Annotated in this window: 15 protein-coding genes; 11 read left to right on the top strand and 4 right to left on the bottom strand. The window is 62.1% G+C overall.

Annotation, left to right across the window (positions count from 1 at the left end; all coding sequences use genetic code 11):
• Nucleotides 1-39: 39 nt before the first annotated feature.
• The 8 genes from KY494_RS19270 (at nt 40) to KY494_RS19235 (ending at nt 7,154) form a co-directional block, all read left to right on the top strand.
• Nucleotides 40-1,173: an ABC transporter permease gene (locus KY494_RS19270; protein WP_219887884.1), complete on the top strand. Its 1,134-nt coding sequence runs from the start codon at nt 40-42 to the stop codon at nt 1,171-1,173.
• Nucleotides 1,173-2,078: an ABC transporter ATP-binding protein gene (locus tag KY494_RS19265; RefSeq protein ID WP_219135771.1), complete on the top strand. Its 906-nt coding sequence runs from the start codon at nt 1,173-1,175 to the stop codon at nt 2,076-2,078. Before KY494_RS19270 ends, KY494_RS19265 begins: the two co-directional genes overlap by 1 nt.
• Entirely contained in the window at nt 2,078-3,037 is a 960-nt protein-coding gene (locus tag KY494_RS19260; protein WP_219887883.1) for an MlaD family protein, read from the top strand. The genes KY494_RS19265 and KY494_RS19260 overlap by 1 nt, the downstream gene beginning before the upstream one ends.
• A gap of 12 nt (nt 3,038-3,049) precedes the next feature.
• A complete protein-coding gene (locus tag KY494_RS19255; RefSeq protein WP_219887882.1) occupies nt 3,050-3,664 on the top strand; it encodes an ABC-type transport auxiliary lipoprotein family protein in 615 nt (204 codons plus the stop codon).
• The gene (locus KY494_RS19250; RefSeq protein WP_219887881.1) at nt 3,661-4,848 is read left to right on the top strand and encodes a VanZ family protein; all 1,188 of its coding nucleotides are present in this window, start codon (nt 3,661-3,663) and stop codon (nt 4,846-4,848) included. Before KY494_RS19255 ends, KY494_RS19250 begins: the two co-directional genes overlap by 4 nt.
• Nucleotides 4,849-4,888: 40 nt before the next feature.
• Nucleotides 4,889-5,206: a ferredoxin gene (locus KY494_RS19245; protein ID WP_034781335.1), complete on the top strand. Its 318-nt coding sequence runs from the start codon at nt 4,889-4,891 to the stop codon at nt 5,204-5,206.
• A gap of 35 nt (nt 5,207-5,241) precedes the next feature.
• Nucleotides 5,242-5,895 carry an alpha/beta hydrolase gene (locus tag KY494_RS19240; RefSeq protein ID WP_219135775.1) on the top strand — a complete coding sequence of 218 codons (654 nt, stop codon included), beginning with the start codon at nt 5,242-5,244 and terminating at the stop codon, nt 5,893-5,895.
• 113 nt (nt 5,896-6,008) lie between these two features.
• On the top strand, nt 6,009-7,154 hold the full coding sequence (locus KY494_RS19235; RefSeq protein ID WP_219135776.1) for a D-alanyl-D-alanine carboxypeptidase family protein: 1,146 nt from the start codon (nt 6,009-6,011) through the stop codon (nt 7,152-7,154).
• A 64-nt stretch (nt 7,155-7,218) separates the two neighbouring features.
• Here the strand turns inward: KY494_RS19235 and KY494_RS19230 are convergent, their stop codons facing one another.
• The 3 genes from KY494_RS19230 to KY494_RS19220 form a co-directional block, all read right to left on the bottom strand.
• The gene (locus tag KY494_RS19230) at nt 7,219-8,616 is read right to left on the bottom strand and encodes a cytochrome c (RefSeq protein ID WP_219887880.1); all 1,398 of its coding nucleotides are present in this window, start codon (nt 8,614-8,616) and stop codon (nt 7,219-7,221) included.
• A gap of 14 nt (nt 8,617-8,630) precedes the next feature.
• A complete protein-coding gene (locus tag KY494_RS19225) occupies nt 8,631-10,418 on the bottom strand; it encodes a GMC family oxidoreductase (protein WP_258194329.1) in 1,788 nt (595 codons plus the stop codon).
• Nucleotides 10,419-10,535: 117 nt separating this feature from the next.
• Nucleotides 10,536-11,228, bottom strand: a complete 693-nt coding sequence (locus KY494_RS19220) for a gluconate 2-dehydrogenase subunit 3 family protein (RefSeq protein ID WP_219887879.1) — start codon at nt 11,226-11,228, stop codon at nt 10,536-10,538.
• Nucleotides 11,229-11,453: 225 nt separating this feature from the next.
• On the opposite strand from KY494_RS19220, the gene KY494_RS19215 reads away from it, so the two are divergent.
• Together KY494_RS19215 and KY494_RS19210 are read left to right on the top strand one after the other, a co-directional pair.
• A complete protein-coding gene (locus KY494_RS19215) occupies nt 11,454-12,017 on the top strand; it encodes a TetR/AcrR family transcriptional regulator (RefSeq protein WP_219887878.1) in 564 nt (187 codons plus the stop codon).
• A gap of 56 nt (nt 12,018-12,073) precedes the next feature.
• A complete protein-coding gene (locus KY494_RS19210) occupies nt 12,074-13,000 on the top strand; it encodes an aldo/keto reductase family oxidoreductase (RefSeq protein WP_219887877.1) in 927 nt (308 codons plus the stop codon).
• 2 nt (nt 13,001-13,002) lie between these two features.
• On the opposite strand, the gene pssA is transcribed toward KY494_RS19210, so the two are convergent.
• Nucleotides 13,003-13,743: a CDP-diacylglycerol--serine O-phosphatidyltransferase gene (gene pssA, locus KY494_RS19205; RefSeq protein ID WP_257572245.1), complete on the bottom strand. Its 741-nt coding sequence runs from the start codon at nt 13,741-13,743 to the stop codon at nt 13,003-13,005.
• Nucleotides 13,744-14,008: 265 nt separating this feature from the next.
• Here pssA and KY494_RS19200 point away from each other — a divergent pair, with 265 nt between their 5' ends.
• Nucleotides 14,009-14,965, top strand: coding sequence for a CAP domain-containing protein (locus tag KY494_RS19200; protein ID WP_308836391.1), 957 nt, complete (start codon nt 14,009-14,011; stop codon nt 14,963-14,965).
• Nucleotides 14,966-14,981 lie beyond the last annotated feature (16 nt).

Below are 14,981 nucleotides of genomic sequence, written 5' to 3'. Positions count from 1 at the left end.
TCGGTGGCGGTCTGCGCCATTCTCCCTTAAACTGGCAAGATGCCGACTGTACAATCGCCGAAACTGACCCTCTCCCAGACCAGCTCCCAACAGGGAGCCCTTGTCACTGCCAGCGGCACCTGGCAGGTGCACGCGCTGGCGCATGACAATGCCATCAAGGCCATCGACGCCCAGCTCAAGCCCTTGCAGGGCGATGCGAATGCGCAATGGGACCTGTCGGCCATCGACAGCATGGACCATATCGGCGCCCAGCTGTTCTGGAATGCCTGGGGCAAGCAGCGCCCCGCGCAGCTGACCCTGGCGCCATCGCAGGAAGAGTTTTTCCGGCGCATCGAAGAGACGGGCCCCCTGCAAACGCCTCCCTCGCGCGCCAACCGCCTCACGCCCGTGATGAAGCTGGGCATGACCATCCTGCTGTTTTTCGAACATTTGAAGGGCTTTATTGCTCTGGTCGGCCAGGTGACGCAGGATATCGGCCGCTTCGCGCGCCACCCGATGCGCGGACCATGGCGTGAGATTTCCGCCAATATCTTCCATGCGGGCTTCCAGGCGCTGGGCATCACGGCCCTGGTCGGCTTTCTGATCGGCGTCGTGCTGTCTTACCTTTCCGCGCAGCAACTGCGCGCCTTTGGCGGCGACATCTACCTGGTCAACCTGCTGGGCATGAGCGTCATCCGCGAACTGGGGCCGCTCCTGGCGGCCATCCTGGTGGCCGGCCGCTCCGGCTCGTCCATCACGGCCCAGTTGGGCGTCATGCGCGTCACAGAAGAGCTCGATGCCATGCTGGTGATGGGCATTTCGCACGGTTTCCGCCTGATCATGCCGAAAGTGCTGGCCCTGGCCATTTCCATGCCCCTGCTCGTCATCTGGACGGATACGGCCGCGCTGATCGGCGGCATGGTGGCGGCCAAGGTGGAACTGAATCTGTCGGCGCGCTACTTCATCCAGAAGCTGCCGGACGCCGTACCACTGGCCAACTACATGATCGGCCTGGGCAAGGGCGTGATTTTCGGCATGCTGATCGCCCTCGTCTCCTGCCACTTCGGCCTGCGCATCAAGGCCAACACGGAAAGCCTCGGGCACGGCACCACCACCGCCGTCGTCACGGCCATCACCGTGGTGATCCTGGCCGACGCCGTATTCGCCATCGTCTTCAATGGAGTGGGCTACTGATGGCGAACGACACCGATATCGCCTGCAAGGCGAGCGAGGGCCAGGACGGCCAGTTCAACCTGCATGGCAACGCGCCCGTGGTGGAAATCACCAACCTGTGGACCAAGTTCGGCCGCACCGTCGTGCACCAGGACTTGAACCTGGAAATCGAACGGGGCGAAATCCTGTCCATCGTGGGCGGCTCCGGCACGGGCAAGACGGTGCTGCTGCGCCAGATGCTGGGCCTGGAACATCCGGCGCGGGGTTGCGTCAAAGTCTTTGGCGAAGATATCAACAAGGCAAGTTCCGACCAGTTGCAGCAATTGCGCAACCATTGGGGCATGCTGTTCCAGCAAGGCGCCCTGTATTCGGCCCTGACCGTGTTCGACAACGTGGCGCAACCGATGCGCGAATTGCGCGTGCTGCCCGAGGCGCTGGTGCACGACGCGGTATTATTGAAGATGAACATGGTGGGCCTGGGCCCGGAACATGCGCTGAAAATGCCGTCGGACTTGTCTGGTGGCATGATCAAGCGCGTGGCCTTGGCGCGCGCCCTGGCGCTGGAACCGAAGCTGCTGTTCCTCGACGAACCGACGGCGGGCCTGGACCCGGATCTGTCGGAAAGTTTTGTCTCTTTGATCCAGTCGCTGCACCGCGAACTGGGCTTGACGGTGGTGATGGTCACGCATGACCTCGACACCCTGTTTGCCCTGTCCACGCGCATCGCCGTGCTGGCGGAAAAACACGTGATCGCCATCGGCCCCACGCGCGAGGTGATCGAAGTGGACCACCCGTTCATCAAGCAATTTTTCCTTGGCGACCGCGGCAAGCGCGCGCTGGCCGTCCTCGATGAAAAACAGGCGGCAGCAAGCAATGCGGCACAGCCAGGCGCTGACGCCGGCACAGACAAGAAAGCGGAGAAGTAATGGAAAACAGATCGCATGCCCTGATGACGGGATTTTTTACACTCACCTTGCTGGTGGCCGCCGTCCTGTTCGGCGTCTGGTTCAACCGCGACCGCGTGGAACGGGTGCCATACCTGCTCGCCACCACCCTGTCCGTGCCGGGCCTCAACCCGCAGGCGACCGTGCGCTACCGGGGCCTGGAAGTGGGCAAGGTCGACGCCATCGACTTCGACACGCAAAAGGCGGGGCAAATCCTCGTGCACATCAGCGTGGCGCCGGACACGCCCGTCACGAATACCACCTTTGCCACCCTCGGCTACCAGGGCGTGACGGGCATCGCCTACATCCAGCTCGACGACGAGCATGTGGGTTCGACACTGCTGGGCACCAGCAAGGACAAGCCTTCCATGATTCCCCTGCGCGCCGGCTTGCTGGACCAGCTGGAAAAACGGGGCAAGCGCATCCTCGACCAGGCCGAGCAGATCACCAACAAGGTCAACAACCTGCTCAGCCCCGACAACCAGGCCGCCATGCTGGGCGCTTTCAATGAAGTGGGCAAGGCGGCCAAGGCCTTCGGCGCCATTCCGCAGCAGCTGGAACCGACCCTGACGCAATTGCCGCAACTGACGGAACAAACGCGGCAAACCCTGACGGCCGTCAGTACAGCCAGCAAGAACGTGTCGGACCTGACGGCCACCTGGAAAAAGCTCGGTAACGACATCCAGGCGCCTGGCGGCGTGCTCGACAAGGTCAATGGCACGGTCGAGCGGGTCGGTAACTCGGTGGAAACGGTGGCGAATGGCGTGTCGCTGGAAGTCTTGCCGCAGGTAATCGAGCTGAGCGGCGAGGCGCGCTCCTCGATGCGCGCCCTGAAAACCACCATGAGCACGCTCAATGAACAGCCGCAGAGCATCTTGTTCGGCGCCCCAGACATCCCGCCCGGCCCGGGCGAGCCCGGTTTTTCGGCACCGGGCAAATAAGGAGAACACCGCATGCCTATCCCACGCCATCTCAGCGTACTCATCCTGGCCAGCGCCTTCGTGCTGGGCGGCTGCGCCAGCCGCGGCCCCGTGCCCACGTTTTACGATTTCGGCCCGACCGCGCCGCTGGCGGCCGCACCCGCGGCGGCGCCAGCCGTGCCCGTGCTGGTGATCGCCGACGCCAACGGCCCTTCGTGGCTGGACAGCCAGCGCATGTATTACCGGCTGCTGTACGCCGATGCGCAGCAATCGCGGCCGTACGCCTACAACCGCTGGAACACGCCGCCGCTGCAACTATTAAGCCAGCGCCTGAAGACGCGCGTGGCGCAGAGCGGCGTGAAAGTGCTGTCGACCACGGACGCGGCCGCCGGCATGCCCCTGCTGCGCATCGATGTCGATGATTTTTCGCAAGCGTTTGACACGCAGACGCACAGCAGCGGCCACGTGTCGCTGCGCGCCTCGCTATTTCGCGGCCACCGCCTGATCGACCAGAAAACCTTCAGCCGCAGCGCTCCGGCCGGCAGCGCCGACGCGCAAGGGGGCGCGCAGGCGCTGGCGGCGGCATCGGATGCCATCGCCGCCGACCTGCTCACCTGGCTGGGCACGCTGAATATCCCGAAAGAATGACCGACCCCGCAACCCCCGCCAGCCCGGCGGCGCCGCTGCCGCCCGTCCGTTCCTCGCCCGTGTCGCGCGCGACCCTGCTCGCCTACGTCTTCCTGATCGTGTACGCGAGCTGGTTCCCGTTCACGGGCTGGCACAGCAATGGTTTGTCGCCGCTGACTTTCCTGGAAAACACGCGCATGCCCCGTTACTGGACGGGCTTTGACGTGAGCATCAACGTTGTCGGCTACATTCCGCTCGGTGCGCTGATCGTGTATTCGCTGTTTCCAAGGATTACTGGTTTCTTTGCCGTCGTGATCGCCAGCCTGTGCGGTATGTTGATTTCCGGCAGCATGGAAGCCGTGCAAACCTATCTGCCCAGCCGCGTGTCGTCGAATCTCGACTTTTATACGAATTCGGCCGGCTGCTTCATCGGTTCCCTCATCGGCGCCTTGACGGCGCGCAAGCTGCTCGACCAGAGCCATTTGCTGCGCCTGCGCCAGCGCTGGTTTGCCCAACATGCCAGCCAGGGCCTGGTGCTGGTGGCGCTGTGGCCGCTGGCGCAAATCTATCCGCAAGGCTATCTGTTCGGTCTGGGACAATTGCTGCCCATCCTGTCGGACTGGGCCTCCAGCCTGATGGGCATGGACATCGACCTGGCGTCCTACCTGCGTCCCGATGTGATATTGACGGTTGAGCAATATTGGCTATCGGAAACCATCATCACGGCTTGCGGCATGACGGGCGCCGTGCTCACTTTGCTATGCCTGCTGCGCCGCGCCGCACCGCGTGCCGCGCTGATGCTGATCCTCATCGCCGCCGCATTGATCGTGCGTTCGATGGCCAGCGCGCTGCTGTTTTCGCCCGAAAACGCCTTCGTCTGGATCACGCCGGGCGCCCAAGGCGGCTTTTTGATCGGCCTGATCATGCTGGGCGGCCTGGCCTTCGCGCCCCATGTGGCGCAGCGCCGCATCGCGGCCGCCACCTTACTGCTGAGCCTGGTGATGGTGAACACGACGCCGATCAACCCGTACTTCATGTCCACCTTGCAAGGCTGGGTACAAGGCAAGTTCCTGAACTTCAATGGCGCGGCGCAATTCCTCGCCTTGCTGTGGCCCTTCATGGCCCTGTGGTTCCTGTGCCTGCCCTCGCACCGTTTGAACCGGCAGGATGACGTGCAGCGCCAGCGTCGCGAAGACCACCCATAAGCGTTATCATGGCGCATTGATGAATCAGCAGGAGCATAGTATGAGCGACGCACCGTATTTTGAACGCCACGTTTTTTTCTGCATGAACAAACGTGAAGACGGCCGCAACAGTTGCGGCGACCATGGCGCGGAAGCGGCGCAAAAGCATTGCAAGCGCCGCATCAAGGAACTCGACATGAATGGCGCGGGCAAGATCCGCATCAACCAGGCCGGCTGCATGGACCGCTGCGAGGAAGGCCCGCTGCTGGTGATCTACCCGGAAGCGACCTGGTACACCTATGTCGACACCAGCGATATCGATGAAATCATCGATACGCACCTGGTGGGCGGAAAAATAGTCGAACGCCTCAAGATTTAATGCCAATTTAAGAGATAGCCACCAGTATGAGCATCATGAACAGAAATTCGGAAAAATTTACCCTCGCCGGCCATGCAGGCAGCATGGAAGGCTTGCTCGATTTCCCGGCAGACACTCCGCGCGGCATCGCCCTCGTTGCCCATCCGCACCCGCTGTACGGTGGCACGATGGATAACAAGGTCACGCAAACCCTGGCGCGCGCCTTTGTCGCCCTCGGTTACGTGGTGGCGCGCATCAACTTCCGCGGTGTCGGTGCTTCCGAAGGCGTGCATGACCATGGCGCGGGCGAGACGGACGACATGCAATTGCTGTACGAACACATGGTCGGCCTGTATCCGGGCTTGCCCGTGGCCTTGTCCGGCTTCTCGTTCGGCACCTTCGTGCAATCGAAACTGCAGGAACGCCTGGCCGCCGCCGGCACGCCCGTCGAGCGCCTGGCGCTGATCGGCAGCGCGGCCGGCAAGTGGGCCATGGCGGACATTCCCGCCGACACCATCTTGATCCACGGCGAACTGGACGACACGATTCCCCTGTCCGCCGTCTTCGACTGGGCCCGTCCACAGGACATCCCCGTGATCGTGATCCCCGGCGCCGACCACTTTTTCCACCGCAAGCTCAACCACATCAAGAACCTCGTGATTGCGCTGTGGCATGGTGACAAACCCGCAATAGCAGCAGATGATCATTGAAGTGTGGGCTTACTAGCGCCTCCACGGCTATAATTGATCCGTTTTTTCCACGCGGCCATGTAAGCAGCAACGACATGGCCCTCAGCCTTCATCTTTTTCGCAGACCAGCCTCCATGAAAAAACTTTTAGCGGCACTGGCCTCCAGTGTATTTTTCTTTTCCGCCGCCTTCGCCCAGAGCGTTCCAGCCCCGACCATCGCCGCCAAGTCCTGGCTGTTGCTTGACGCCACCAGTGGCCAGATCATTGCTTCGCAAGATCCGGACGCGCGCATCGAGCCGGCATCGTTGACCAAAATCATGACGGCTTACCTGACGTTTGCCGCCATCCGCGAAAAGAAACTGGCGCTGGACCAAAAAGTGAATGTCTCCGTGCGCGCCTGGAAAGTCGATTCGAGCAGCTCGAAGATGTTCATCGACCCGGCCACGCCCGTGTCGATCGACGACTTGCTGCATGGCCTGATGATTCAATCGGGTAACGATGCCGCCGTGGCCCTGGCTGAAGCCGTTGCCGGCGATGAAGGCACGTTCGTCGTGCTGATGAACCGTGAAGCGCAACGCATGGGTCTGAAAAACACGCGTTTTGCCAATCCGCATGGCTTGCCTAGCCCCGATAACTATTCCACGGCGCAAGACTTGTCCGTGCTGGCCAAGCGCGTGATCGCCGATTACCCGGAATTCTACAAAATCGATTCCGTGAAAAGCTTTACGTACAACAAGATCACCCAGCCTAACCGCAACCGCCTGCTGTGGCTGGACCCGACCGTCGATGGCATGAAGACGGGCCATACGGAAGCGGCCGGCTATTGCATGATCGCTTCGGCCCGCCGTCCGGGCGGCACCGGCGAGCGCCGTCTGATCTCCGTGGTGCTGGGCACAACGTCGGACCAGGCCCGCACGCAGGAAAGCCAGAAGCTGCTGAACTGGGGCTTCCAGAACTTCGATACGGTCAAGCTGTACTCGAAAGGCCAGGCCGTGGCCACGCCGGAAGTGTGGAAGGGCTCGAAAGGCACCGTGAAAATCGGTTTCGCCCGCGACGTGCTCGTCACCGTGCCAAAAGGCATGGCTGCCAAGATGAAACCTGTGCTGGAACGCAAGGACCCGCTGGTCGCGCCACTGGCTGAAAACGCCCCTGTCGGCAAACTGAAAATGATGGTTGAAGACAAGGTTCTGCTGGAACTGCCTGTCGTGGCGCTGGAAACCATCAACCAGGCCACGATCTTCGGCCGCGCCTGGGATTCGATGCGCCTGTGGATGAAGTAATTATTTCTCGTATTCCATAAAAAATGCCCGCAGATGCTGCGGGCATTTTTTTCGTCCGTCAACTTTACTTCGCTGGCGCATCCTTCAGGTGCGGCTGGCGCGCCACAGGCGGAAAGGTACCATGACGGCCTGCCGCAAACGTCGCTTCCGTCTGCGATGGCTCCACCGGCACGGACAGCTTGCGCACCTTGGCTACCTGCGCCGCCGTCACCGGTGTGCCGCGGTTGCCCCAGCTGGTCTGGATGAACGTCACCACCTGCGCGGTCTGCTCATCATTGAAGATGTCGGCATATGGCGCCATCGTCAGCGCCGACGGCGCCGTGCGCGTGGCCGGCACGGCGCCGCCCGACAACACGATATTGATGGCCGACGTGGGATCGTTGGTCTGCAGCACGGCGTTACCGGCCAGCGCAGGGAAAGCCTTGTCGTAGCCCTTGCCGTCGGAACGGTGGCAACCGGCGCAGCGGTCCAGGTACAACTGCGCGCCCTTGGAGTTGACGATGCCGCTGAACAACTGCTTACCCAACTTGTCATCGGCCACGAAGGCGGGCGTGGCCGGATTCGATGGCGGCAAGGACTTCAGGTATTTCGCCATCGCCGCCAGGTCGCCATCCGTCATGTGCTGCATGGAATGGGCCACCACGTCGTTCATGGCGCCAAACGATGCCGTATGGCTGTTGCGGCCCGTCTTCAGGAATTCGGCGATCTGCGCCGCGCTCCAGCGCGCCAGGCCGCCGCCATGTTCATTGCGCAACGATGGCACGGACCAGCCGTCGATCACGCCGCCGCCCGCCAGGAAGGTGGTGTTGCCCTCATCCGTCAGCGATTTTTCCTGCATGCCCACGCCGCGCGCCGTGTGGCAGGCGCCGCAGTGGCCCAGGCCCTGCACCAGGTAGGCGCCTCGCAGCAATTGCGCGTCACCCGTCACCGGCGTTTTATATGGCTGCGGCGTGGGAGCAAACGCCCAGCGCCAGATGGTCAACGGGAAACGCATCGACAGCGGCCACGGAATGTCGGCCGCCTTGTTCGGCGTCGGGTCCGCTTTCACGCCATGCATGAAGTAGGCATACAGCGCCTGCATGTCCGCCTCGCTCAGGCGCGAATACGATGGATACGGCATGGCCGGATACACGGTGTAGCCGTGTTTGGTCACGCCGGTGCGCATCAGCTTGTCGAAATCGGCAAAGCTCCAGTCGCCGATACCGGCCTTTTTATCGGGCGTGATGTTGGTGGAATACACCTTGCCGATCGGCGTTTCCATGCCCAGGCCGCCCGCGAACGGTTTACCCTTCGTGCCGGCCGTATGGCAGGCGATGCAGTCGCCCGCGCGGGCCAGGTATTCGCCCTGGCGTATCAGCTGGGCGTTCGGGACGGTGGCGGCAGCCGACCAGGCAGTACTGGGGGTGATGGCGGCGAGCGCCAGCAGCAGCGCGCCCACGGTGGTGGTGAATGTGTTGTTCATCTTCTTGTTCTTTATCAGGCGACCAGGGGACGGGGATCTTTCAGGTATTGCTCGCGGATGGCCTTGGCCGACCAGTAGGTCAGCGCGCAAGCGAGGCCCGTCGGGTTGTAGCCGATGCCGACCGGGAACACGCTGGAACCGACGGCAAACACGTTGTGCACGTCCCAGCTCTGCAGGTAGCGGTTGACGACGCTGGTCTTGCGGTCCGCGCCCATGGCCGTGCCGCCCGCCCAGTGGGTGGTCTGGTAGTTGCGCAAGTCGAGGTGGTCGCCCACGTTCTTGACGGACACCTTGATCGACTCGGGATTCATGGCTTCGGCCACCTTCATCATCTTGTCGGTGACGAAACGGCTCATCTTGATGTCATTTTCCTTCCAGTCGAAGGTAAAGCGCAGCAATTGCTGGCCGAACTTGTCCGTGTAGGTCGGGTCGAGGTCGACATAGCAGTCGCGGTAAGTCATGTTGGCGCCGTGGCAATCGAACGAGACCGTGTTCAAATAGCTCTTCTTGACGGCCTTTTTCCAGGCCGAACCCCAGGCGGGCGTGCCGTCCGGCGTGGCAATCCCCGAGATGGGCTTGGAGCCGGCCGGGTTGCACCAGGCGGGCGAGCCGCCCACAAAGCCCAGCGGGCCATGGTCGAAATTGTCGCCATTCCAGTCATCGAGCGCGACGCCGGTGCCGCCGGCACCGATGAAGGGATTCGTGTTAGTGTCTTCCTTGAAGAAAGTCTGGATGGTGGACATCATCTGGTAAGCGATATTGCGCCCCACCACGCCTTCATTGCTGACGGGGTCATACGGCTGGCCGATGCCGGACAGCAAAAACAGATGCGCGTTGTTGTAGGCAAAGGCACTGGCGATGACCAGGTCGGCCGGTTGCTCGACGGCCTTGCCATCCGCATTGATGTAGGTCACGCCCGTTGCGCGTTTTTTACTGCTGTCGAGGTTGATGCGCACGACGTTGCAGTTGGCGCGCAACTCGAAGTTGGCCACCATGCGCAGGGCCGGCATGATGTTGACGTTGGGCGAAGCCTTCGAATAGTTGTAGCAGGCATAGCCGGAGCAGAAACCGCAGAAGTTGCACGGCCCCATCTGGCAGCCGTACGGATTCGTGTACGGGCCGGAGGCGTTCGACGAGGCGTTGACGAACGGGTGGTAGCCGACGGCCTTGGCCGCGCGGCGGAACAGCTCGGCCGTGTACGGCACTTTTTGCGGCGCCAGCGCGTAATTGTCGGAGCGGTCGGCCTCGAACACATTGCCGTCGCCGACGACGATGCCGTTGACTTTATACGCCTGGCCCGAGGTGCCGAAGACTTTCTCGACGAAATCGAAGTGCGGCTCCAGCTCGGCGTAAGTCACGCCAAAGTCCTGGATCGTCATGCCTTCGGGGATGAATTTCTTGCCGTAACGGCGTTCGTAGTGGCTGCGGATCTGCAGCTCTTCCGGCAGGACGCGCCAGTGCATGCCCGACCAGTGCAAGCCCGCGCCGCCCACGCCCGTGCCCGGTTTGAAGGCGCCGATCTGGCGGTAGGGCACGGCCACGCCCGTGATGCTGTGGCGGAAGGTGAACGTGCTCTTCGACATATCCTGGAACAGCTTGCTGCGCTGGATATAGGTCAGCTCGTCGAGGGTCTTCGGATAGGCGCCGTCGGGATAGGTGTCGCGGTACTCGCCGCGTTCCAGCGCGACCACGTTCAGGCCCGCTTCCGTCAATTCCTTGGCCATGATGGCGCCGGTCCAGCCGAAGCCCACAATCACGGCATCGACAGGCTTCATTTTTACATCGGGTTTGATATCACTCATGATGGTTTTTCTTTTTCTTTGATCTGCTACGAATAACTGAAAAGGTTCAGGGCAAGGCGCATTGCCGCAGGCAGTACGCTAGTACGACCAGGCAGTGCAACGCCGCCATGGACGTTTTCAGGCGATGGATACTGGAGGCAACGGGTATTTCTTGCCGTACTGCTCCACCCAATCCATGTAGTCGGCGCGTGCGCCGGGGAAGCCCACCATCTTCCAGGCCAGCATGTCCTTGTTGCCGCCATGCACGGGATCACAAAAATAGCCTTCGCGCGTGTTTTGCAGCAGCTGGTTGAAGAAGATTTTCGACGGCACTGCGCCGATGTCCAACGTCCCCTTTTGCAATTGCGTGATGACGGCGTCGCGCTCGGCCGCGTTCAGCTGCACGAAAGGCTTGCCGGACTGTTTCTGCACGACCGCATTGACGCCGGCCAGCGCACTTTTGTACAGCTCGCGCGGCGCCATGTGGAACTGGTAGCCGAACTGTTCGATCGAGGGCACGAACGGCCCCTGCATGAACCACAGCGCGCCATATGCGTACGGCGTGTTCATCTGCGCATCGATGAATTCATGCGCGCCCGATTCCAGCGCGCCCGGCCCTTCGGCGTCGGCGGGGATCAGGCGGTCGACCAGCGCGCTCAGGGTGGCCCACTCGGTGGCGTCGAAAAAGCGCGGTTTGTAGGCAGGCTGGTCCTTGGAGACGGCCATGGCCAGGCCGCCGCCGGCGCCGGCCAGCAAAGCCACGGCAGGTGCTGCGCCAACGGCCTTGCGCAGGAAATTACGCCGATGGGGCGAAATCCCGATGATTTTCATAGGTTGTCCTCAGGCGGCACGAGCCGCCACAGTGATGGATGTGGGAGTCAGAAAGAAAATGCGGGCACGCGCCGCTGAGATGGCAGATTTCACGTAGAGATGACTGGGGTATCGCGGCGCATCCGCCTGTCGGTTAATTGACCAAGATGATTGACAAGCAGTTGTTTTGCATTTACGGTGCGCATCGTACCATAATTAAAAGAAACATTCAGAGACAGGTTGGACGTGATCAAAAAAGAGGCAGCGGTGCGTGGCCGCCCGCGCAAGGCGGGCGTGGAAGATGCGGTACTGGAAGCGATCGTCACGCTGGTCCGGCAACATGGGCTGGAAGCGGTGACGATACAGATGGTGGCCGACGTGGCCGGCGTGGGGCGCCAGACGATCTACCGGCGCTGGCCGCGGCGCGAAGACATGCTGCTCGACGCGCTCGTCAAGCGCACGGCGGAAAAGCTGCAGCGCGCGCTCGACATGCCGGACGGCCAGGAAATCGAGGCGATCTGCGCGCGCATCTTCGACAACCTGAACGCCGACGGCCGCTTCACCTGCGACCTGCTGGTGCTGATCCACAATGACGCGGCGGCGCAGCTGCGCTTTCGCGAGCAGATCGTCGCGCCGTGGATCACCCTGGTGGTGCAGCGCCTGCTCAACATCGGCGTGCGCGCCGACCTCGACCTGCGCCTGTTCGCCTTCATGCTGCAGTCGGCGCTGGTGTACCAGATGCAACTGGGCGGCCAGCTCGACGATGCCTTGCAGGAGCGGTGCTGCCGCTTCATCCGCAGCATGCTCTAGCTTAGCTGGCTATAATCGTGGCGTATCCCCTCACGCCACCACCAGAAAGCCAGCCCATGAGCCATGTATTTCCCGCCAGCCTGCAAGCGCCGCGCAGCCGTTTAAGCAGCAACGGTCCCGAACTGTCGCGCATTGTCGCTGGCATGTGGCGCATCGGCGAGTGGAATATGTCGGCGCAGCAGCGCCTGGCCTTCATCGAGCAATGTCTGGCGCTGGGCGTATCGAGTTTCGACCATGCCGATATCTATGGCGACTACAGCGCCGAAGGCTTGTTCGGCGAAGCGCTGGCCCTGCAGCCGGGCTTGCGCGACAAGATGGAACTCGTCAGCAAGTGCGGCATCAAGCTGCTGTCGCCGCACCGCCCCGGCCATGCCATCCAGCATTACGACACGAGCGCGGCGCACATCACCAGTTCCGTGGAACAGACCTTGCGCCAGCTGCACACGGACCGCCTGGACTTGCTGCTGATCCATCGTCCCGATCCGCTGATGGATTTCGACGAGATCGCCGACGCCTTCAGCCAATTGCAGCAAGATGGCAAGGTACTGCACTTTGGCGTGTCAAACTTCAGCCGCCACCAGTTCGAATGCCTGCACCGGCGCTTCCCGCTGGTGACGAACCAGGTGGAATTTTCACCGCTGCACGTGGCGCCCCTGTTCGACGAAACCTTCGACGGCTTGCAAGACGTGGGGGTGGCGCCGATGATCTGGTCGCCGCTGGCCGGCGGCCGGCTGTTCCAGGGCGGCGATGCGAATGTGGAAAATTTGCGCAATGTCATCAAGCAGATCGCCGACCAGCTGCAGCGGCCGTTTGCCAGCGTGGTGTTTGCCTGGATCATGCAATTGCCATGCCGCCCCCTGCCGCTGACGGGCACGGGCCGCATCGAAGCGGTGGGCGTGGCCGTGGAAGGCACGCAATTTTCGCTCAGCCGCAGCGACTGGTTCGCCATCCTGCGCGCCGCGCGCGGGCACGAGGTGGCCTGAGATTAATCGATCTCGTCGGGATCGTTGAACACCTGCGGTAGCGCAATACCGCGCCAGCCCAGATACCACGCCAGGTTCAGCGCCAGGGTGGCGGCGATGTAGACGGCGAAGAACAGCGCGAAGAAACTGGTCTTCAGCCACACCAGCAGGGCGATGGCAAGGATCAGCACCAGCAGCGCGGCCAGGCTTTTCTTTTGCTTGGAGCTGGGGAAACGCAAGGTCGACACCATCAGGCTGCCCACGCCCACCAGCAGCAGCATCAACAGATAGCTGTGCAGCATGGAATCGATGGGCGCCGGCCAGGCCACCACCACGGCCGCCACGCAGGCGGCGCCAGCCGTGATCGGCATGCCGACGAAATACATGGGGTCGGTATGTCCCACGTTCACATTGAAGCGCGCCAGGCGCATGGCGCCGCAGGCGACGAAGAAGAAGCTGGCCATGCCGCCAAAGCGCAGCAGCAGCGGATCGTGCACGCCCATCTGCACAAAACCATAGCAGTACAACAAGACGGCGGGGGCGCAGCCAAAATTCATCACGTCGGCGATGGAATCGAGCTGCACGCCAAACTGCGAACTGGTGTTCGTCAGGCGCGCCACATAGCCGTCGAGCGCATCGAACACGCCCGCCAGCACCAGCAGCGCGGCCGCCAGGCGATAGGCATCCGCGTCGCCCACCGGGGCGTTATCGACGGAAATGACGATGCTGGCAAAGCCGCAGGCTATCGACAGCAAAGTCACCATGCTGGGCAAGGCGTATTTGGCGCGCTGCAGGCGCGACTTGGGCAAGGTGTTCAAATGTATGGGCAATCAAAGTAGCGGGATGAGGCAATGCAGCGGCAAACGCTGCGCTACGCCCATTCTACCCTGCGCAGCGGCGGGAGCGTCTCCGCACGAGCGCGACATATCTTTTCATGGATACTCTACGCGCTATCAAAATACCTTAGAATCGTTTTACAGGGCAGCACGCCGACCCCACCGCTGTCCGCCTACCTATACAGGAGTCAACTTGATTGTCTCGTCACTGCGTTGGAAATACTGGATACCCGCCCTGCTGAGCGCAGCCCTGCTGAGCGCCTGCGGCGGAGGCGGCAGCGACAGCAGCAATGCTGCGCAAGGCACCTCGACCCCGGCCGGGCAGCTGGTACAGGAGCCGGGCGCTCCCGTCCTCAGCAACAATATCGCCACCGATGGCTTCAACTGGATCAATTACCGGCGCGGCCAGATCGGCCTGGCGCCGCTGGTGCGCAATAGTCTGATCGACAACGCGGCACTCGGCCACTCCAATTATCTGAACATCAATAATGTGGTGGTGCACAATCAAATTAAAGGCAAACCCGGCTTTACCGGCGAAACACTGTACGACCGCCTGACCGCGTCAGGCTATGGCGTCACTTCCGTCTGGGGCGAAGTCATCGCGGGCGTGGCGACCAACTCCGGTTTCTACATGGCGGAAAACCTGATCACGGCCGTGTACCACCGCTTCCTCATCTTTGAACCGACGTTCAAGGAAGGCGGCGCCGGTGCGGCCGTCAACAACAGCGGCTACGCCTATTTCACTACCGACCTGGCGGGCAATAGCCGCTATGGCCCCGGCTTGCCGGCCGGACAGATCATCAGCTACCCGTTCAACGGACAGACCAAGGTCGCCACCAGTTTCTCCAGCAATGAAGAGGAACCCGATCCCGTGCCCAACCAGGACGTGGTCGGCTACCCCATCAGCGTCCATGCGAATTTCGATGCCACCCTCAGCGTGACGGCGTTCACCGTGCGCCAGCATGGCGCAGGAACGGACCTGACGGTACGCCTGCTCAGCAAGGAAACCGATGCCAGCAATACATCACGCTCGGTGGCCGCCATCATCCCGCTGGCGCCCCTGCTGGCGGCCACCACCTATGACGTGAGTTTCATCGGCAAAGTCAATGGCGCGAACGTCACGCGCAGCTGGACCTTCACGACACGCTAGACGGCAGGCTGGCGCC

The sequence above is a fragment of the Janthinobacterium sp. PAMC25594 genome (genome assembly GCF_019443505.1).
Lineage (GTDB): Bacteria > Pseudomonadota > Gammaproteobacteria > Burkholderiales > Burkholderiaceae_D > Janthinobacterium.
The sequence above is the reverse complement of the archived record's forward strand: the minus strand, read 5'-3'. Positions and strand labels throughout refer to the sequence as shown.

Excerpts from the sequence above, each read along its gene's own strand:
- pssA (WP_257572245.1), bottom strand. The coding sequence starts at position 13,743 with ATGGTGACTTTGCTGTCGATAGCCTGCGGCTTTGCCAGCATCGTCATT.
- KY494_RS19265 (WP_219135771.1), top strand. The coding sequence starts at position 1,173 with ATGGCGAACGACACCGATATCGCCTGCAAGGCGAGCGAGGGCCAGGAC.
- KY494_RS19240 (WP_219135775.1), top strand. The coding sequence starts at position 5,242 with ATGAACAGAAATTCGGAAAAATTTACCCTCGCCGGCCATGCAGGCAGC.
- KY494_RS19235 (WP_219135776.1), top strand. The coding sequence starts at position 6,009 with ATGAAAAAACTTTTAGCGGCACTGGCCTCCAGTGTATTTTTCTTTTCC.
- KY494_RS19260 (WP_219887883.1), top strand. The coding sequence starts at position 2,078 with ATGGAAAACAGATCGCATGCCCTGATGACGGGATTTTTTACACTCACC.
- KY494_RS19255 (WP_219887882.1), top strand. The coding sequence starts at position 3,050 with ATGCCTATCCCACGCCATCTCAGCGTACTCATCCTGGCCAGCGCCTTC.
- KY494_RS19220 (WP_219887879.1), bottom strand. The coding sequence starts at position 11,228 with ATGAAAATCATCGGGATTTCGCCCCATCGGCGTAATTTCCTGCGCAAG.
- KY494_RS19245 (WP_034781335.1), top strand. The coding sequence starts at position 4,889 with ATGAGCGACGCACCGTATTTTGAACGCCACGTTTTTTTCTGCATGAAC.
- KY494_RS19230 (WP_219887880.1), bottom strand. The coding sequence starts at position 8,616 with ATGAACAACACATTCACCACCACCGTGGGCGCGCTGCTGCTGGCGCTC.
- KY494_RS19225 (WP_258194329.1), bottom strand. The coding sequence starts at position 10,418 with ATGAGTGATATCAAACCCGATGTAAAAATGAAGCCTGTCGATGCCGTG.
- KY494_RS19270 (WP_219887884.1), top strand. The coding sequence starts at position 40 with ATGCCGACTGTACAATCGCCGAAACTGACCCTCTCCCAGACCAGCTCC.
- KY494_RS19210 (WP_219887877.1), top strand. The coding sequence starts at position 12,074 with ATGAGCCATGTATTTCCCGCCAGCCTGCAAGCGCCGCGCAGCCGTTTA.
- KY494_RS19250 (WP_219887881.1), top strand. The coding sequence starts at position 3,661 with ATGACCGACCCCGCAACCCCCGCCAGCCCGGCGGCGCCGCTGCCGCCC.